At 66.7% G+C, this 18306-nt stretch carries 14 protein-coding genes and 1 pseudogene; 3 read left to right on the forward strand and 12 right to left on the reverse strand.

What is annotated here, in order from left to right; all coding sequences use genetic code 11:
• Nucleotides 1–336: 336 nt before the first annotated feature.
• Complete coding sequence (locus HG262_RS25925) at nt 337–3945, reverse strand: indolepyruvate ferredoxin oxidoreductase family protein (protein WP_169273747.1); 3609 nt, start codon at nt 3943–3945, stop codon at nt 337–339.
• Between the two features lie 198 nt (nt 3946–4143).
• On the opposite strand from HG262_RS25925, the gene mutY reads away from it, so the two are divergent.
• Nucleotides 4144–5232, forward strand: coding sequence for an A/G-specific adenine glycosylase (mutY, locus tag HG262_RS25930; protein ID WP_211187777.1), 1089 nt, complete (start codon nt 4144–4146; stop codon nt 5230–5232).
• Nucleotides 5233–5292: 60 nt separating this feature from the next.
• Here mutY and HG262_RS25935 read toward each other — a convergent pair.
• From HG262_RS25935 to HG262_RS25945, 3 genes and pseudogenes are all read right to left on the reverse strand, one after another.
• Nucleotides 5293–6248 (reverse strand): annotated as a pseudogene (locus tag HG262_RS25935) (tripartite tricarboxylate transporter substrate binding protein).
• Nucleotides 6249–6284: 36 nt separating this feature from the next.
• On the reverse strand, nt 6285–7040 hold the full coding sequence (locus HG262_RS25940; protein WP_169273749.1) for a 3-oxoacyl-ACP reductase: 756 nt from the start codon (nt 7038–7040) through the stop codon (nt 6285–6287).
• On the reverse strand, nt 7037–8764 hold the full coding sequence (locus HG262_RS25945) for an acetolactate synthase catalytic subunit (RefSeq protein ID WP_169273750.1): 1728 nt from the start codon (nt 8762–8764) through the stop codon (nt 7037–7039). Before HG262_RS25945 ends, HG262_RS25940 begins: the two co-directional genes overlap by 4 nt.
• Before the next feature lie 165 nt (nt 8765–8929).
• Here HG262_RS25945 and HG262_RS25950 point away from each other — a divergent pair, with 165 nt between their 5' ends.
• Nucleotides 8930–9607 carry a GntR family transcriptional regulator gene (locus tag HG262_RS25950; protein WP_169273751.1) on the forward strand — a complete coding sequence of 226 codons (678 nt, stop codon included), beginning with the start codon at nt 8930–8932 and terminating at the stop codon, nt 9605–9607.
• 15 nt (nt 9608–9622) lie between these two features.
• Here HG262_RS25950 and HG262_RS25955 read toward each other — a convergent pair whose 3' ends face one another.
• On the reverse strand, nt 9623–10456 hold the full coding sequence (locus tag HG262_RS25955; RefSeq protein ID WP_169273752.1) for a helix-turn-helix transcriptional regulator: 834 nt from the start codon (nt 10454–10456) through the stop codon (nt 9623–9625).
• A gap of 93 nt (nt 10457–10549) precedes the next feature.
• Here HG262_RS25955 and HG262_RS25960 point away from each other — a divergent pair, with 93 nt between their 5' ends.
• Nucleotides 10550–11320, forward strand: a complete 771-nt coding sequence (locus HG262_RS25960) for a class I SAM-dependent methyltransferase (RefSeq protein WP_169273753.1) — start codon at nt 10550–10552, stop codon at nt 11318–11320.
• A gap of 15 nt (nt 11321–11335) precedes the next feature.
• On the opposite strand, the gene HG262_RS25965 is transcribed toward HG262_RS25960, so the two are convergent.
• From HG262_RS25965 to HG262_RS25995, 7 genes are read right to left on the reverse strand one after another with little or no spacing between them, the layout of a single operon-like run.
• Nucleotides 11336–12889, reverse strand: coding sequence for a mannitol dehydrogenase family protein (locus HG262_RS25965; RefSeq protein ID WP_169273754.1), 1554 nt, complete (start codon nt 12887–12889; stop codon nt 11336–11338).
• On the reverse strand, nt 12877–14088 hold the full coding sequence (gene manD / locus HG262_RS25970) for a D-mannonate dehydratase ManD (protein ID WP_006227995.1): 1212 nt from the start codon (nt 14086–14088) through the stop codon (nt 12877–12879). Before manD ends, HG262_RS25965 begins: the two co-directional genes overlap by 13 nt.
• Before the next feature lie 30 nt (nt 14089–14118).
• Nucleotides 14119–14931, reverse strand: a complete 813-nt coding sequence (locus HG262_RS25975) for an amino acid ABC transporter ATP-binding protein (protein ID WP_282437050.1) — start codon at nt 14929–14931, stop codon at nt 14119–14121.
• On the reverse strand, nt 14928–15587 hold the full coding sequence (locus HG262_RS25980) for an amino acid ABC transporter permease (RefSeq protein WP_169273755.1): 660 nt from the start codon (nt 15585–15587) through the stop codon (nt 14928–14930). Before HG262_RS25980 ends, HG262_RS25975 begins: the two co-directional genes overlap by 4 nt.
• On the reverse strand, nt 15584–16249 hold the full coding sequence (locus tag HG262_RS25985) for an amino acid ABC transporter permease (protein WP_169273756.1): 666 nt from the start codon (nt 16247–16249) through the stop codon (nt 15584–15586). The genes HG262_RS25980 and HG262_RS25985 overlap by 4 nt, the downstream gene beginning before the upstream one ends.
• A 41-nt stretch (nt 16250–16290) precedes the next feature.
• The gene (locus HG262_RS25990; protein ID WP_169273757.1) at nt 16291–17328 is read right to left on the reverse strand and encodes an L-idonate 5-dehydrogenase; all 1038 of its coding nucleotides are present in this window, start codon (nt 17326–17328) and stop codon (nt 16291–16293) included.
• 10 nt (nt 17329–17338) lie between these two features.
• Nucleotides 17339–18187, reverse strand: coding sequence for a transporter substrate-binding domain-containing protein (locus HG262_RS25995; RefSeq protein ID WP_169273758.1), 849 nt, complete (start codon nt 18185–18187; stop codon nt 17339–17341).
• Nucleotides 18188–18306: the final 119 nt, after the last annotated feature.

The following is an 18306-nucleotide window of genomic DNA, read 5'->3' on the forward strand; positions in this document are numbered from 1 at the left end:
CTTCGCGCGCAACCCATCGGGTGGTGACATGCATCGAGAGTCCCACCAGCCCCCTCACGCCCCCACACGTGAAGCGCCAAAAACCACGACGCAAGACGACGCGTAAGCTCCCAAAGGCCGCCCGCGCGGCCGGCCGGGAGCGGGCCCCGCAAGACCTTCCACCCCTTCCCCGCCGTGGAGAAGAACCCTAAGCACACCGACCTCCAAAGCGAACGAGAAATTGCGTTCAACGGAGCCCGCCGGGCGTCTCAAGAACCACAATCGCCATCGCCATCGCCATCACCACCACCACCAACAACAACAACAACAACAACAACAACAACAACAACCAATCCATCAAGCCGCCCGCACCCCAATCGCCACCACCCGCGCACTGAACTCCCTCAGCAACTCCTCCCGCTTCCCAGCCACCTTCTCCATCGCCGCCTCCTTGATATGTCCGTAGCCGCGGATTTCCTCCGGCAACCCTGCTAAGGTCACCGCCTTTTCCAGATTCCCGCGGTTCAGTTTCGACAAGATCGCCGTCATCGTCTCCCGGTACTCTCGGATCAGTTCGCGTTCCGCGCGCCGCTCCGCCGTGTAGCCGAACACATCCAGCCGCGTTCCGCGCAGCCGCCGCAATTTCGCCAGCACGCCGAACACCTTCAGCATGCCCGGGCCGTAGCTGCGCTTGATCAGATGGCCCTGCTTGTCGCGGCGCGAAAACAGCGGCGGAGCCAGATGGAAGCGAAGTTTCCAATCCCCCTCGAATTGCTCGCCGACCTTCTTCACGAACTCGCCGTCCGAATACAGCCGCGCCACTTCGTACTCGTCCTTGTACGCCATCAACTTGAAATAGTTGCGTGCCACGGCCATCGCCAGGCGGTTCGTGCCCGTGGCGTCCTGTTCCGCGCGCGCCACCTTGTCCACCAGGTCCGTGTACTGCTTCGCGTAGGCCTCGTTCTGGTATTGCGTCAGGAACGCTTTGCGTACCGTCACCAGCTGCGCCAATTCGCCGTTGGGCTTCTTCAGTTCGGTGACCGGGGCGGCGCGCGGGCGCTTGATCTCGATGATGTCTTCTGGCGGCGCGATCGGCATGCCGCCGTTGGCGAGCACGCGCGCCACATCGGCCATGTCGTGCGCGGCGCGGCGGCCCCAGGCGAAGGCGGCCTGGTTGGTGGCGACTTGCTGGCCGTTCAGTTCGATAGCGCGCAGCAACGCGTCTTGGGACAGCGGGATCCAGCCCTTCTGATAGGCGTAGCCCATCATCAGGGGGTTGGCGTAGATGGCGTCGCCCAACAGCACCACCGCCATCGCCGCCGCGTCCACCATGTGCAGGTTTTCCTTGCCGCACGCGGCCTGCAGGTCGGCGGTCAGGTTGGCGCCGGGCAATGTCCAGTCAGGATTGGAGACGAAAGCGGCGGTCGGCGCGTTGTCGCGGTTCAGCAGCGCGCGGGTGCGTCCCGGGCGCAGGCGCGCCATGCTGTCCGCGCTGGTGGCGACCACCAGGTCGCCGGCCAGCAGCAAGTCGGCCTCGCCCATGGCGACGCGCGTGTTCATCAGGTGCTCGGGCGACTGCGCCAGCACCACATGCGAATACACCGCGCCGCCCTTTTGCGCCAGGCCCGCCATGTCCAGCACGGAACAGCCCTTGCCTTCCAGGTGCGCCGCCATGCCCAGCAACTGCCCGATGGTGACCACGCCCGTGCCGCCGACGCCCGCGATGAAGACGCCGTACGGCTGGTCCAGCGTGGACGCGTGCGGCGCAGGCACGCTTTCGTCGATGACGCCTTCTTGCGACAGCGCCTTGGGCTTTCTCAGCTTGCCGCCTTCCACCGTCACGAAGCTGGGGCAGAATCCCTTCAGACAGGAGAAGTCCTTGTTGCAACTGGATTGATTGATGGCGCGCTTGCGGCCGAATTCGGTTTCCAGTGGCTCCACCGACAGGCAATGCGACTTCTGCGAACAATCGCCGCAGCCTTCGCACACGCGTTCATTGATGACCACGCGGCGCGCCGGGTCGGGATAGGCGTTGCGCTTGCGGCGGCGCCGCTTTTCGGTGGCGCAGGTCTGGTCGTAGATCAGCACCGACACGCCCGGATGCTCGCGCATGTCGCGCATCACCGCATCCAGTTCGTCGCGGTGCATCACGGGTACGCCCGGCGCCAGATCCGACACATCGAGGTACTTGTCCGGGTCGTCGGTGACGACAACGATCTTGTCGATGCCTTCAGCCGCCATCTGACGGCTGATCATCGGGACGCTGATCGGGCCGTCGACGGGCTGGCCGCCCGTCATGGCGACGGCGTCGTTGAACAGGATCTTGTAGGTGATCGGCACCTTGGCCGCCACGGCCGCGCGGATGGCCAGCAGGCCGGAATGGAAGTACGTGCCGTCGCCCAGGTTGGCGAACACATGCTTTTCCTCGGTGAACGGCGCCTGGCCCACCCAAGGCACGCCTTCGCCGCCCATCTGCGTATAGACCTCGGTGTTGCGGTCCATCCACCGCACCATGTAATGGCAGCCGATGCCGGCCATGCCGCGCGAGCCTTCGGGCAGGCGGGTCGACGTGTTGTGCGGACAGCCCGAACAGAACCAGGGCTTGCGCTCTTCGACGACGCGCGGACGCGCCAGGGCCTGTTCGCGGCCGCTGATGAAATCCAGCCGGGCAAGAATGCCGGCGCGCACGTCCTCGGGCAATTCAAAGCGCAGCAGGCGCGCCGCGATCGCCTTGGCGACCATCGCCGGCGAAAACTCGTAATGCGCAGGCAGCAGCCAATTGCCTTGCGGCACGGACCATTCCCCACCGTCCTTGTCGTCGAACTTGCCGGCCACGCGCGGGATCTTCTTGCCGCTGCCGATCCAGCTGAACAGTTCCTCCTTCAACTGGTATTCCAGCACCTGGCGCTTTTCCTCGACCACCAGGATCTCGTCCAGGCCCTCGGCGAATTGCTGCATGCCGGTGGATTCCAGCGGCCAGACCATGCCGACCTTGAAGAGGCGCAGGCCGATGCGTTGGCAGACGGCTTCGGTCAACCCCAGGTCGGACAGCGCCTGACGGGTGTCCAGATAGGCCTTGCCGGAGGTCATGATGCCGAAGCGCGCATCGCGCTCGGGCACATGCCAAAGCTCGCGGTTGAGCTTGTTGGCGCGGGCGTAGGCCAGCGCGGCGTACAGCTTGTAGTCCAGCAGCCGGGCCTCTTGCTGCAGCGGCGTGTCGGGCACCCGGATGTTCAGGCCGTCGGCCGGCATCAGGAAGTCTTCGGGCAGCTGGATGCGCACGCGATGCGGGTCCACGTCCACCGACGCCGACACTTCCACGATGTCGGTGATGCATTTCATGCCCACCCACACGCCGGCGTAGCGGCTCATGGCCCAGCCGTGCAGGCCGAAATCCAGCACTTCCTGGACGCTGGCCGGAAACAGCGCCGGGATCATACAGGCCTTCAGGATGTGGTCGCTTTGATGCGGCAGCGTCGAAGACTTGGCTGGATGGTCGTCGCCCGCCACCACCAGCACCCCGCCGTGGCGCGAGGTGCCGGCCGCGTTGGCGTGCTTGAAGACGTCGCCGCAGCGGTCCACGCCGGGGCCCTTGCCGTACCACATGCCGAACACGCCGTCGTACTTGGCGCCCGGGAACAGATTGACCTGCTGCGATCCCCAGACGGCGGTCGCGGCGAGGTCTTCGTTGATGCCCGGCTGGAACTCGACATGGTGGGCCTTCAGGTACTTGGCCGCCTTCCACATGTTCTGGTCCACGCCGCCCAGCGGTGAGCCGCGGTAGCCCGACACAAAGCCCGCCGTGTTCAAGCCCGCCCGCACGTCCCGCACGCGCTGCATCATGGGCAGGCGGACCAGGGCGTGGATGCCGCTCATCCACGCGCGGCCGGATTCCAGGGTGTATTTGTCGTCCAGCTGGACGGATTCAAGCGCGGCGCGCAAGGCGGGCGGCAGGGGGGCATTCATGTCTCGACTCCAAGATCCTGGATGCCCCCACCAGCTTCGCGTCGCGCGCGATGCGCGCCCGCGGGCCAACAAGGGCCGTGAAAGTGAAGTGATGGCGCTTTCGCGCTCTAGGTAGGGCCTGGCAACACCCGCAAGAGCGTCGCACCGGCCCTTAGTTGTAACCGGTCGCCCTGACCCCGGCAATAGGGCGATGCGATAATGGGCGCCATGGAATTCGCCCCTCGTATCGTCGCCTGGCAGCGCCAGCATGGCCGCCATGATCTGCCCTGGCAAAACACGCGTGACCCGTATCGGATCTGGCTGTCCGAGATCATGTTGCAGCAGACGCAAGTGGCCACCGTGATCCCCTATTACGACCGCTTCCTGCAACGCTTCCCGGACGTGGCCGCGCTGGCCGCCGCCGCGCAGGAAGACGTGATGCCGTATTGGGCCGGACTGGGCTACTACGCCCGCGCCCGCAACCTGCACCGTTGCGCGCAGGAGATCGCGCGCGATTGGGGCGGCCGCTTCCCGCCCACTGCGCAAACCATCGCCACCCTGCCCGGCATTGGCCGGTCCACGGCGGCTGCGATTGCGGCGTTTGCCTACGGCGAGCGTTCGCCCATCCTGGACGGCAACGTCAAGCGCGTGTTCACGCGCCACTTCGGCATCGCTGGCGATCCGTCCAAGCGGGAAATCGAGACGCGGCTATGGACGCTGGCCGACGCGCAGGTCGAGGCCGCCCCTGGCCTGGATATGGCTGCCTACACGCAAGGCTTGATGGATTTGGGCGCCACGCTGTGCACGCGCGGCAAGCCGGCTTGCGACAAGTGCCCGGTGGCCGACAGTTGCGTCGCCCGCCGCGAGGGCCGGCAGGCCGAACTGCCCACCCCCAAAGTACGCCGCGCGATACCCGAACGCGAAACCTGTATGTTGGTGCTGCAGCACCAAGGGGCGTTCCTGTTGCAGCAGCGGCCCGAACCCGGCATCTGGGGCGGTTTGTGGAGCCTGCCCGAATTCGATGTGGCGGGCGACCCGGACGCCGCCTCGCGCGCGCTGGGCCTGGAACCCGAACAACGCTTCGAGCTTGCCGCCTTCGCGCACACGTTCACGCACTACCGCCTGCACATCCGGCCGTGGCTCGTGCCCGTGCGCGCGGCCAGCCTGCGCGAATCGGCGCTGCCGGAACGTTGGGTGCATGCCGACAAGCTGGGCGCGATGGCGCTGCCCGCGCCGGTCAAGAAGCTGCTGCAGGGGCTGGTGGACGCGGGGATGCAGGACAGCCTGTTTTCGGCCGGCGCCAGATAACCAGATAGCCAGATAGCGGGCGGGCGCGATGGCCGCCGCGCGGCGGCCATCGCGCAAGGCTCAGTTCGTCATGCGCGGCAGATTCGCCGCCTTGATGGCGCGGCCCATCTGATCATGGGTCGTGTCGACCATCTTCGCGTAGTCCTGCCCCGACATCCACACGGGATCCACGCCCAGTTGCCGATAGGTCTGCTGCAAGCGCTCCGAGGCCACGGCCGCCTTGGCCGATTTTTCAAGTCTGGCCCGCACGGACTCCGGCGTGCCCCTGGGCACCGCCAACCCCAGCCACGAATCGATTTCCACGTTGTAGCCCGCCTCTTTCAGGGTGGGGACATCCGGAAATTCCGGCCATCGTATCGGGCTGGCCGAGGCCAGCAGACGCAAACGGCCGGCCTGGATATAGCTCGTGACGTCCGACGGATTCTGGACAATGACGTCAACCTGCTTGCTCAGCAAGGCCGACACGGTTTCGCTGCCCGACTTGTACGACACCTGCTCGAACTTCGCGCCCGTGCCCGGCCCAGGTCGAACAGGGCCAGGTTGTTGGGCGCGGACGGCGCGCCGAAGAAGATGCCGGGGCCTTGCTTGCCGGCCGCGACCAGATCCGCCACGCTCTTGTATGGCGAGTCCGCGCGCACCACGACCCCGTAGCGGTAGCGCCCATAGGCGGCCACGAAATCGAAATCGCGCGCGGCGTAAGGAATGGTCATCAGATGCGGCATGATGGCGATGGACGACAACGTCACCACGCCCACGTTGTAGCCGTCGGCCTGTTGCTTGGCCACATAGCCCGGGCCGATCGTGCCCAGAGCGCCCGGGCGGTTGAAGACCACCACGGCGCGGCCCAGGTCGGCCTCCATCGCACGGGCCAGTTCACGACTGGCGACGTCCGTGTTGCCACCGGCCCCGTAGTTCACCGTCAGCGTCACCTCCTTGTCGGGCCACGCCAGCGCAGGCGTGGCCGTGACGCTTATCGCCGCGGCGGCCAGCGCCGCCAGCATCGATGCTGCTTTCATGTTTGTCTCCTTGTGTTTTTTTCAGGGGCTGCATGCTCACGGCATGTAGAACCCGCCATTGATATCGAGGATGGCCCCGTTGATGAAGCCCGCCTCCTCCCCGGCCAGAAACACCATCGCCGCGGCCACCTCCTCGGGCGTGCCCAGACGGCGCACGGGGATTTGCGCCGCGTAGTTCTCGTTGACCGACGGCGCAGCCTGCTGCGCCATTTCGGTCAGGATGCGCCCCGGCGTGATGGCGTTGGCCGTGATGCCGTGCGGACCCATTTCGGCGGCGATGGCGCGGGTCAGCCCCAGCACGCCGGCCTTGGACGCCATGTAGCTGCCGCCCGCCACCAGCGACTTGGCGCGGCCCGCCAGCGACGACACATTGACGATGCGCCCCCAGCCTTGGTCGCGCATGCCCGGCAGCACCATCTGGCACAGGCGCAGGATGGACGTCAGGTTGACCTGCAACACCGATTCCCATTCTTCGGGCGTGATGTCCAGGATGCCGGCGGAATTTCCGTCCGCCTGCTTGGGAGAGATGCCCGCGTTGTTCATGAGTACCGACACCGGCCCCCATTGCTCGCGCGCGCTGTCGACCAGCGCCTGCATCGTGGCGTAGTCGGTGACGTCGGCCCGCTCGGTGCGCAGTTGCGGGCTGGCGCCGCCCAGGCGTTGCGCATCCACGCCCTCGCGGCTGACGGCCAGCACGCGGTAGCCCTTGGCCAGCAGCAGGCGCGCGACCTCCAGGCCGATGCCGCGGCCCGCGCCGGTGACCAGCGCGACGTTGCTCGGGTCTTGTTTCATGCCTGGTCCGCCGTGAAGAAGGTGATGGGGGGAAACGCGTTTTCGTCGCACATGACTTCGACGAGCGTTGTCAGTTCAGCGTTGCGGGCGTCGCGCAGCGCACCGGCCAGGTCCGCCGGCGCCTCGATGCGCACGCCCAGGCAGCCCGCCGCGCGCGCCACCGCCGCATGGTCCACGGGATGGAAATGAACGGCCGACGTATGCGCGCCGAACTTCACGTTCTCGGCGTGCTTCTGGAAGCCCAGGATGCCGTTGTTGATGACGACCAGCGTGACCTTGATGCCCATGCGGCGCGCGGTTTCCAGTTCCGACCAGACGTGGCCGAAGCCGCCGTCGCCCACGACGCAAACCACATGCGCGTCGGGCCTCGCCACCTTGGCGCCCAGGGCCATCGGGAAGCCCCAGCCCAGGCCAGCCAGCCCGCGTGGCGTCAAAAAGCGCATCCCGGGCGCCAGCGAGGTCAGATAGTTGGCGATCCAGATCGAGGAATAGCTGGCGTCCGCGACGACGATGGTGTTGTCGTCCACATCGCGGCGGATTTCCTCCAGCAGGCGTTCGGGGCGGATCGGCTGCTGGTCTGACAGGCGGACCGCGCGAGACGCCTCCCACGAAGATGCCTTGCCCGCCTCGATGGCGGCCTCCAGGCCCGCGCGGCGCGCGTGTGCGGCGGACAGATCGCGGCTGCCCAGCTCGCGGCTCAACGCCAACAGCGTTTCACGCGCGTCGCCCGCCAGGCGTAACGCCTCGTAGTTGCGGCCGATTTCGGCACCGTCGACATCGATGTGGATGTAGCGGGCGTTCTTGGGATAGAGCTTCCAGGAATCGGTGGCGTTCTGGTTGGTGCGCGTTCCCACCAGCAGGACGACATCCGCGTCGGCGATCAACGGACGCAGATCGCGGCTGGCGCCGTTGGGTCCCATGAAGTAGCCGACCACGCCGAGCGACAGCGGATGCCGTTCGTCCGTGGCGCCCTTGCCCATGACCGTGGTGCCCACAGGCAGGTGGGCCGCTTCCTGCAAGGCGGCCAGTGCCTGACTGGCGCCCGAGACATGCACGCCGCCGCCAGCCACCACCACCGGCCGTTGCGCGCCGGCCAGCAGGTCGGCCGCCGCCTTCACGGCATCGCTTGCGGCCACGTTGCGGTCCAGCGGGAAATGTCCCAGGCAGGCATGGCGTTGCGAGGCCGCGGCCGCCTCGTTCAGCAGGTCCGCCGGCAGCATCAGGGCCACGGGGCCCGGGCGGCCCGAGCAGGCGATGGCAAAGGCCTGGTCCACATAGTCTTCGACCCGCGACGCCTCGGTAACGCGGCGCACCCACTTCGTGCAGGAGGCGAACAGGCCCAGATGATCGAATTCCTGGAATGCGTTCTTGTCGGTCTGATCGCGGTTGACGTCCTGCACCAGCGCAATGACGGGAATCGACACTTTCAGCGCCTCCGCCAGCGGGGGCACCAACAGCGTGGCCGCCGGACCGTTCTGCGCCGTCACGATGGCCGGTTTACCGGTGATCCGGGCATAGGCGTCCGCCATATACCCGCCCGCATTCTCGCTTCGGTAAGCCACCTGGGTCAGACCCAGTTCCTCGCAGGCCAGGTGCAGCATGCTGGGCAGGCTCTGGCCGAACACGTGGGTCACGCCATGGCGTATCAGCGCTTTCGCGATCAAGTGCGCCACGGTGCCGTGATTGGTCAGGCCGGGGGCATTCAAGGGATGCAGCGTAGACATCTTGTCTCCTGTTTATATTTTATAAAATATAGGCTGGAGGCAAAGCGGCGGTCAATTCTTTTATTTTTTATAAAATGTAAAAGAGGCGCGCATGAACGGTAAAATCGCGCTGCACGGCCCGCCGCCACCAGGGCATGACGCGGGCCGGCCGACCAGGAACACAGGATGACCATCAATTTGGCGCCGATGCAGCGGGAAAACATGACCGCCCGCATCTACCGCGAAATCAAGCAGAAGATCATGATGGGCGAATTGCGCCCGGGCGACACCATCACGCTGCGTTCGATCACCGACACATTAGGCGTCAGCCAGACGCCCGTGCGTGAGGCCCTGCTGCAACTGGTGTCTGAACGCGCCTTGGCGCTCAGCCCCGGCAAGTCGGTCAAAGTGCCCGAACTGACGGTGGCGCAACTGCAAGAACTGCGCAGCATCCGGCTGGAGCTCGAGTGCTTCGCCGCACGGCGTGCGGCGCCCCTTGCCACGCCCGCCCTGATCGCCGAACTGCGCGGCATCCACGGCCACCTGATGGCAAGCCGGCAGCAGCAGTTGATGGCGCCGGTGCTGGCCCGCAATTTCGACTTCCACTTCGCGCTGTACTCGGCGGCGCAAATGCCGCACCTGCTGTCGATGATCGAAAACCTGTGGGTCCAGACGGCGTCCTACCTGTCCTATCTGTACACCCCGCCGTTTCCCACCCTGCCCGGCGCGCATCCGCACGAGGGCGTCATCGCCGGACTGGAAGCCGGCGACACGGAAGCCGTGGTGCGCGAAATCCGCCGCGACATCGAAGGTCACGGCGAATTCCTCATCCGCTATCTGATGGAGCACGGGCTGGCGAAATAGCCCGCCCGCGGCGGTTCAGACGGCTTCCTGCGCCGCCCCGCTCAACAGCATCACCAGCTTCAGGTCCGGGTGGGTGGCCAGCCGGAACGTAATCTGCTGGAACGCCAGCTTGCCGTCGCGGGGATGCTGGAATTCACGCAGGCCGCCCTCGCGCTCCACCACGGCGTGGCGCGTCCACCAGTGGGCGAACACCGGACTCTGGCGGCTTAGCGTATCCAGCAGGCCCAGCACCGCCGGTTCGTCCAGGTGCGCGCCCGCATCCGCGCGGAATTCCGCCACGACGCGGCGGGCGCGCTGGTCCCAGTCCACCACCAGTTCGCGGGCGGCCGGGTCCATGAAGATGTAGCGCAGCAGGTTCGGCTCGGGGTCGCGCGTGGGCCAATCGTCGAACAGGTCGCGCAGCGGCTCGTTGTAGGCCAGCACATTCCAGGCGCGGTCCAGCACATAGGCGGGCGCGCCGATGGCGTTCACGCATTCCTGCAAGGGGCCCGGCGCCGCGCCTGCGTCGTCCCGGGCGTGTTGCGGATCGGCGCAGTCGGCCAGATCGAACAGGTAGGCCCGTTCGGCACGCGCCAGTTGCAGCACGCCCGCGATACGCGACCAGACCGAAGGCGACACCGATACCTCCCGTCCCTGCTCGATCCAGGTGTACCAGGTAACACTGATGCCGCACAGCTGCGCGACTTCCTCGCGCCGCAGCCCCGGCGTGCGGCGGCGCATGCCTTCGGGCAACCCGGCCATCAGGGGGGTGATGCGGGAACGCGCGCTGCGGACGAATTCGCCCAGCGCCTGCCGGCGCAACGGGGAACCGTCCTGATGGACGGCACTGCCAAGGGGGGAAGTAGTCATACCAGGATAAACAATGGGCTTGTACGTGTATACGGGCCCGCCTATCTTAGCGCCTGCACCCGCTGTTCCGCACCCAGACACCTAAGGATATCCATGACCGCCACCACCCACGACGCCGCCGTCGACCGCCAATTCAGCCCCCGCGCCGCCGCTTACCTGACCAGCGCCGTTCACGCCCAGGGCGAAGACCTGCTGCAGATGGCCGGCATTGCCCGCCAGCACCCCGACGCGCGCGTGCTGGACCTGGGCTGTGGCGGTGGCCACGTCAGTTTCCACGTCGCGCCCGAAGTCCGCCACGTCACCGCCTACGACCTGTCGCAGCAGATGCTGGATGTGGTGGCGGCCGAAGCCGCCAAGCGCGGCCTGGCCAATCTGACGACCTGTCAGGGCAAGGCCGAATACCTGCCGTTCGGCGACGGCGAATTCGACCTGGTGATGTCGCGCTATTCCACCCACCACTGGCAGGATGCGGGACGCGGGCTGCGTGAAGCCTTTCGCGTGCTCAAGCCGGGCGGCATCGCCGTGTTCGCCGATGTAGTGTCACCGGGCGAGCCGCTGCTGGATACCTGGCTGCAGACCATCGAAGTGCTGCGCGACACGTCCCATGTGCGGGACTATTCGGTGGCCGAATGGACGCGCATGCTGACCGAGGCCGGCTTCACCCTGCAAGGGCTGTCGCCGCGCCGCTTGCCGCTGGAGTTCCAGACCTGGGTCGCGCGCATGCGCACGCCGGACACGCTGGTGGCGGCATTGCGCCACATGTTCGGCATTGCGCCGGATGTGGTGCGCACGCACTTCGACGTACAGGAAGACGGCTCCTTCACCAGCGACACGGCCACGATCATGGTGAAGAAGCCGGGCTGATCCGGCCCACCCGGATCAGTGGCCTGCGGGCGGCGCCCACGCCGCCAACGCGCCCGCCACGCCCAGGCTGCGCAGGGATTGCGCCGCCTGCGCCACGGCCCGGACGAAACGCGGGTCCTGGCCCAAGTCACCGAATACGGGCGTCAGGCCCGTCCACGCCTCGGTCCATGCCAACATCGCCGCGGGCCCCTCCCCCGACCGCTGCGCCGCCGCTTCCGCCAAGGCATGCCGGCTTGCCAGCACGGCGGCCATCGGATCCTGGATCTCGTAGCGGCGTCCGGCCTGGTCGACGCCTCGCAGGAAATGCAGCCACGCCGCCACGGCCAGCGCCAGCCCGGAGATCGGCTGATCCGCCGCCAGCCGCGCGCGCACCGTGTCCAACAGGCGCTGCGGCAGCTTCTGCGAACCGTCCATCGCAATCTGCCGCGTCTGGTGCTTAAGCGCCGGGTTCTCGTACCGTTCCAGCAAACGCGCTTGATATTGCGCCAGATCCAGGCCAGGCAATGCCGGCAGGGTCGGCACGATCTCGTCCTGCATCAGCGCCGTCAGATAGGCTTTCAACGCCGGCTGCGCCATCGCCTGGTCCACCGTCGCCCAGCCGGCCATCACCGACAGATAGGCCAGCGCCGAGTGCGCGCCATTGACCGTACGCAGCTTCAGCGTTTCAAAGGGCGCGGCCTCGGCCACGAAGCGTGCGCCGCCCGCCGTCCAATCCGGCCTGCCGGCGGCGTAGCGGTCTTCCACCACCCATTCCAAATAGGGTTCAGCCAGCACCGGCCAGGCGTCATGCATGCCCAGCGCTTGCGCCACCTCGCGGCGGTCGTCGTCCGTCGTGCGGGGCACGATGCGGTCCACCATCGAGCACGGAAATGCGCAGGCCGATGCGATCCACCCCGCCAACGCGCGATCGACCTGCTCGGCGAACGCCAGCACCATGCCGCGCAGCAGATGGCCATTGCCGGGCAGGTTGTCCAGCGACATCAAGGTGACGGGGCCGAGCCCCGCCGCCCGTCGCTGTTGCAGGCCCCACACCAGGAACCCGATGGTGCTGCGCGGCGCCAAGGGTTGCCCCAAGTCGTGCACGATGTCGGGATGGTTCAGGTTGAGCTGGCCGCTGGCGGGATCATGGCAATAGCCTTTCTCGGTGACGGTGACGCTGACGATGCGCGTGTCCCCATGCGCGATGCGCGCCAGCACCGCCTGCGGGTCTTCCGGCGCGACAAGGGTCTCCAGCAGGCAGCCAACGACCGCAATCTGCTGGCGGGGCCTGCCCTGCCCGTCGGCGCTGCGCAAGGCCAAGGCGTACACCCCGTCCTGCGGCGCCAGCGCATCGCGCGTGTCCGCCTGTCGCAACGACACGCCGCAAATGCCCCAGCGGCGGTCCGCGCCCGCATGCAGCGCCGCCTCGTTGACGGCGGCCAGGTGGGCGCGCGCGAACGCGCCCAGGCCCAGATGCACGATGCCCATGCGCAGGCTGGCCCGGTCATAGCCAGGCTGCGCCACCGTGGCCGGCAGCGCGGGCAAGCGCTGAGCCGACAAGCGCGCCGCGCCGGCCGCTACCAGTTCCATAGCGTCCCGTCCTGCTGCAAGCGGTTGACCGGAAGATAGGCGCGCTTGTAGGGGTACTTGGCAGCCAGCTTCTCATCGATGTCGACACCGTGGCCGGGCACGTCGCCCGGATACAGCATGCCCTGGTCGAACGTATAGGCGTGCGGAAAGACCGCGTCCGTCTCGTCCGTGTGGCGCATGTATTCCTGGATGCCGAAGTTGGGCACCCACAGGTCGAAGTGCAGTGCCGCGCCCATGCAGACGGGCGACAGGTCGGTGGCGCCGTGACAGCCCGTGCGCACCTGATACAGCGAGGCCAGGTCCGCGATGCGGCGCAGGTGCGTGATGCCGCCCGCATGCACCACGGTGGTCCGGATGTAGTCGATCAGCTGGTTCTGCACCAGGTCCTTGCAGTCCCAGATCGAATTGAAGATCTCGCCCACGGCCAACGGCGTGGTGGTGTGCTGGCGGATCAGCCGGAACGCCTCCTGGTTTTCGGCCGGCGTCGCGTCCTCCATCCAGAACAGGTTGTAGGGTTCCAGCGACTTGCCCAGGCGGCCGGCCTCGATCGGCGTCAGGCGATGGTGCACGTCATGCAGCAGATGATGATCGAACCCCAGCTTCTCGCGGATGCGCTCGAACAGTTGCGGGGTGTGGCGCAGGTACTTTTCGGTGGACCAGTCGTGCTCGCTGGGCAGGTCGGCGTCGGCGGGTTCATAGAACAGGTTGCCGCGGCCCACGCCGTAGACCTTGTCCAGGCCCGGCACGCCGCTTTGCGCCCGGATGGCGCGGTAGCCCATGTCGGCGTAGCGCAGTACTTCGTCCACCGTGTGCTCGATGTCCGACCCGTTGGCGTGGCCGTAGACCATCACGCCGCTGCGGCTCTTGCCGCCCAGCAACTGATACAGCGGCAGGCCGGCCGCCTTGGCCTTCAAGTCCCACAGCGCCGTGTCCACGGCGGCGATGGCGGTCATGGTGACCGGGCCCCGGCGCCAGTACGCCCCTTTGTACAGGTACTGCCAGATGTCTTCGATCTGATGCGCGTCGCGTCCGATCAGGCAGGGGATCACGTGTTCGGTCAGGTAGGCCGACACGGCCAGTTCGCGCCCGTTCAGGGTGGCGTCGCCGATGCCGGTCAGGCCCTGGTCGGTCTCGATTTTCAGGGTCACGAAATTGCGGCCCGGCGAACAAACAATCACGCGTGCGTTCGTAATTTTCATTTTAGGTTTCCGTAAAGACGGGAAAAGGCCCTAGCCTTCCCAGCCCAGGTGGCTGAGAAAGTCGCGGGTGCGGGCGACTTGCGGGTTGTCGAAAATCTGCGTGGGCGGGCCCTGTTCCAGGATGGCGCCGTTCTCGAACACCACCACCCAATTGGCCACGCGCCGCGCAAAACTCATCTCGTGGGTCACGACGATCATCGTCATGCCTTCCTGCGCCAGCTTCTTCATCACGTTCAGCACCTCACCCACCGTTTCCGGGTCCAGCGCCGAGGTGGGTTCATCGAACAGCATCACTTCGGGTTCCATCGCCAACGCGCGGGCAATGGCCACGCGCTGCTGCTGGCCGCCGGACAGGTTGGCGGGGAAGTTGCCCGCCTTGGCGGCCAGGCCCACCTTCTCCAGCAGCGCCATGGCGCGGGCGCGGGCGGCTTCCGGCGCCATGCCCAGCACCGTGATCGGCCCCATCGCCACGTTGTCCAGCGCGGACTTGTGCGGGAAGAGTTCGAAGCTCTGGAACACCATGCCCATGCGCTGGCGCACGCGGCGCACTTCGGATTCGGATTCCGGCAACGCCACGCCGTCCAGCAGCACGCGACCGCCATCCAGTTTTTCCAGCGCGTTGGTGCAGCGCAAAAGCGTGGACTTGCCGGATCCGGACGGGCCGATCAGGCACATCACCTCGCCCTTGTTCACTTGCAGCGACACATCGGCCAGCGCCACGAAGTCGCCATAGACCTTGCGCACGTGTTCATAGACCAGCACGGGCGGCTGGTCCGCGCCCTTGCGCGCGGCCGACGCGGCATGCGAGGCGGCCGGCTCTTGCTCCAGGATCATGTCGTTCATTCTTTGACTCCGTATTTGCGATGGATCCAGTCCACCAGCTTGGCCTGGGGATAGCCCATCAGCCAATAGATCACCGCCATCGCGGTCAGCATTTCCAGCACGCGGAAGCTCTGCGCGCGCACCTGCATCGAGGCGTAGGCCAATTCGCTTACCGCGATCACCGACACCAGCGACGTATCCTTGAACAGCGAGATCCAGGTGCTGGCCAGCACCGGCAGGATGCGGCGCCCCGCCTGCGGGATCAGCACCTTGAACATGGCCTGGCGGCGCGACATGCCCATCGCCAGCGCGGCTTCCATCTGCCCCTTGCGGATCGAATTGATGCCGGCGCGGAACGTTTCCGAGTTGTAGGCCGACACGTTCAACACCAGCGCCACCAGCGCCGTGGTCACCGCCGAGAACTGCACATCCAGCGCCATCGGCATTACGTAGAACGCCCAATAGATCACCAGGATCAGCGGCAGGTTGCGGAAGAACTCCACGATGGCGACGGCCACGCCGTTGGCGGCCCGGTTCGACGACAGGCGCATCAGCGCAAGCACCATGCCGCCGGGCACGGCAAGCGCCATCGTCACCACCGTCAGCATGATGGTCATCGCAGCGCCCTGCAGCAGCACGTCGCGTGAATCCCAGATGATTCCCCAGTCCAAGTTCATGAGCGCCCCAGGTGTGCGTAGCGTTGATACAGCCGGTCCACGCCGCGGGTGACCGGGAACAGGATCACAAAGTACGCGACGATGACAGCGGTGAAGACTTCAATCGGGCGGTAGCTCTGCCCCGCGATGGTCTCGGCCTTGTGCATCAGTTCGGGCACGGCGATCACGGTAGCGATCGCCGTGTCCTTGATGGCCAGGGTCAGTACGGAACCGAAGGCGGGCAGCATGCGGATCGTGGCCTGCGGCAGGATGATCTTGCGCAGCGCCTGGGCGCGCGACATGCCCAAGGCCAGGCCGGCCCGCATCTGCCCCGGCCGCACCGATTCGATGCCGGCACGGATCACCTCGGCCGAATAGGCCGCGATGTGCAGGGTCAGTGCCACCAGCGCCGCCCAGAAAGGCGCGAAATTCACGCCTGCCAGCAGCGGGAAGGCGAAGTAGATCCAGACCAGCACCACCAGCACGGGAATGGCGCGCATGCTGTCGATGTAGAACACCAGCAGCACGCGCAGCCAGGGCGGCCCGTACAGACGCAGCAGCGCGATCACGAGGCCCAGCAGGATGCTGGACACCGCCGTGACGGCACTGAGCGCCACGGTGATGCCGAGGCCGCCCGCGAAAAATCGCCAGTTCTCGACAAGTGGGGAAAAATCGAAATCCATGGTGTCTCCGTGGAACTAGATGGCCGACGGCGACGCGCGCGTCAGAACGTCACCATCACTTTCATGGCCTGGTGGCGGTCCGCCGCCAGCGCGAACGCGTCATGCACGCGGGCGACCGGCACCGCCGCCGTCAGCAGCGGCGACACGTCCAGCAGCCCGCGGCTCAGGTAGTCCACGGCCCAGGCGTATTCGTCGACGAAGCGGAAGCTGCCGATGACAGACAGGCTCTTGACCATGATCTGGTTGAACGGGCATTGCTCGCTGCTGCCACTGAGCGTGCCCACCGTCACGATGACGCCGCGCGGACGCGTCGCCCGGATGCAGTTGGCCAGGCCGGCGTAGTTGCCGGACGCCTCGAAGCACACGTCCACCGAGCCCTTGCCCGCCGCCAGCTCGTCGATCGCGTCCGGGTCGCGGGCGACGTTGATGGTGCGCGTGGCGCCCACGCGGGCGCAGGTGGCCAGCGTCTCGTCGACGATGTCCACCACGATCACCCGGCTGGCGCCGGCCAGCCGTGCCGCCATCAGGATCAAGGCGCCGATCGGCCCGGCCCCCACCACCATCACCGTCTTGCCCAGCAGGGTCCCCGCGCTGCGCACCGCGTGCAGCGCCACCGCCAGTGGCTCGCCGAACGCGGCCAGTTCGAACGACAGGCTGTCCGGCACCGGCAGGCACTGCTTTTCCTGCACCACCACCTGTTCACGCATCGCGCCTTGCATGTGCGGATAGCGGCTGGCGCTGCCAAAGAAGAACACGGACTCGCAGTGGTTGGAATCGCCCTGGCGGCAATAGCGGCACACCCCGCAGGTGCGCGCCGGATCCAGCGCCACGCGGTCGCCCGGCTTGACGGCGGTGACCGCCTCGCCGACCTCCAGCACCTGGCCCGACGCCTCGTGCCCCGGCGTCAGCGGTTCGCGGATGACGAAGTCACCGACTTTGCCATGGCGGTAGTAGTGCAGGTCGGACCCGCAGATGCCCACGGCCTTGACGCCCACCCGCACTTGCGTGGGGCCCAGCGCCTCGGGCGGCTCTTCGTCCAGACGCAGGTCCTGGGCGCCATGAATCGCGCAATTCAACATGATGGCCGCCTTATTTCAGGGTTTGCGTCATGCGGCGCTCTTCCGCCGCCAGTTCGGGATGCATGCGCGCTTCCACCTTGCGCAGCCAGTCCAGGTAGACGGCCTGGTCCTTGGCCACGCCCATGCCCGCATCGATCGCGAAGATCTTGCTGTCCTGGCAATCGTTCTCTTTGGGGAACACAGCCAGGCCCTTGACCTTCTTGCTGATGTTGGGCCACAGCATGCGATTCAGCGGCGCCACGTCCGAACGGCCGGCCAGCACTTCCTCGATCGGCGCGACCGAGCCCGAGTTCGTCACCCCGCGCAACTTGGCGTTGGGGAAGTTCTGCAGTACCAGCGGCTCTTCGCCCGCTCCGGAGAAGTAGGCCATCGTGATGCCGGGCTGGTTGAAGTCCTCGACCTTGGTGGCGTTTGTGAATTTAGTGTTCGACGCCAGCCCGAACATGCAGACGCTGGTGTTGGAGAACGTCACGAAATCGATGATCTTGGCGCGCTCGGCATTCTGGTTCAGCGGACCGATCATGATGTCCATCTGGTTGGCGATCAGCGCGGGCACCTTGGTCTCGTGGCTGACCTGCACAGGCACGATCTTCACCTCCAGCAAGCGCGCGAACTCCTTGCCCAGCAACCAAGAAGACCCCATCCAGGGCTCGCCCGACCCGGTGGTGTTCTGCACCAGCCAGGGCGGGTTGTTGACCACGCCGACCCGCAGCACGCCCGCCTTGCGGATGGCATCGATGCGGGGGCTTTCGCCGGGCGCGGGCGGCGTCTGAGCCTGCGCCGCGGCTGCGCCCGCCAATAGCGCGGCAGACAGAAACAGGCGGGCGGCGGTCAGGCGCGAGGGGAATCGGGGTTGCATGCAAAGTCTCCTAGAGGGAACCCGGCCGTCTGCCACCCGAAGGCGGCGCGCCCGGTACCGGCGTGTTCAAGCACCGGCGGAATCGCCAGATCGGCACGCGACTGGCGCGTGCCGGTTGA

Origin of the sequence: Achromobacter sp. Bel, from assembly GCF_012928505.1 — a bacterium.
Classification (GTDB): Bacteria; Pseudomonadota; Gammaproteobacteria; order Burkholderiales; family Burkholderiaceae_B; genus Achromobacter.

Coding starts and splice junctions, on each gene's coding strand:
- HG262_RS25950 (WP_169273751.1), top strand. CDS start 8,930: ATGACCATCAATTTGGCGCCGATGCAGCGGGAAAACATGACCGCCCGC.
- mutY (WP_211187777.1), top strand. CDS start 4,144: ATGGGCGCCATGGAATTCGCCCCTCGTATCGTCGCCTGGCAGCGCCAG.
- HG262_RS25980 (WP_169273755.1), bottom strand. CDS start 15,587: ATGAACTTGGACTGGGGAATCATCTGGGATTCACGCGACGTGCTGCTG.
- HG262_RS25965 (WP_169273754.1), bottom strand. CDS start 12,889: ATGGAACTGGTAGCGGCCGGCGCGGCGCGCTTGTCGGCTCAGCGCTTG.
- HG262_RS25955 (WP_169273752.1), bottom strand. CDS start 10,456: ATGACTACTTCCCCCCTTGGCAGTGCCGTCCATCAGGACGGTTCCCCG.
- HG262_RS25925 (WP_169273747.1), bottom strand. CDS start 3,945: ATGAATGCCCCCCTGCCGCCCGCCTTGCGCGCCGCGCTTGAATCCGTC.
- HG262_RS25960 (WP_169273753.1), top strand. CDS start 10,550: ATGACCGCCACCACCCACGACGCCGCCGTCGACCGCCAATTCAGCCCC.
- HG262_RS25985 (WP_169273756.1), bottom strand. CDS start 16,249: ATGGATTTCGATTTTTCCCCACTTGTCGAGAACTGGCGATTTTTCGCG.
- HG262_RS25975 (WP_282437050.1), bottom strand. CDS start 14,931: ATGAACGACATGATCCTGGAGCAAGAGCCGGCCGCCTCGCATGCCGCG.
- HG262_RS25995 (WP_169273758.1), bottom strand. CDS start 18,187: ATGCAACCCCGATTCCCCTCGCGCCTGACCGCCGCCCGCCTGTTTCTG.
- HG262_RS25940 (WP_169273749.1), bottom strand. CDS start 7,040: ATGAAACAAGACCCGAGCAACGTCGCGCTGGTCACCGGCGCGGGCCGC.
- manD (WP_006227995.1), bottom strand. CDS start 14,088: ATGAAAATTACGAACGCACGCGTGATTGTTTGTTCGCCGGGCCGCAAT.
- HG262_RS25990 (WP_169273757.1), bottom strand. CDS start 17,328: ATGTTGAATTGCGCGATTCATGGCGCCCAGGACCTGCGTCTGGACGAA.
- HG262_RS25945 (WP_169273750.1), bottom strand. CDS start 8,764: ATGTCTACGCTGCATCCCTTGAATGCCCCCGGCCTGACCAATCACGGC.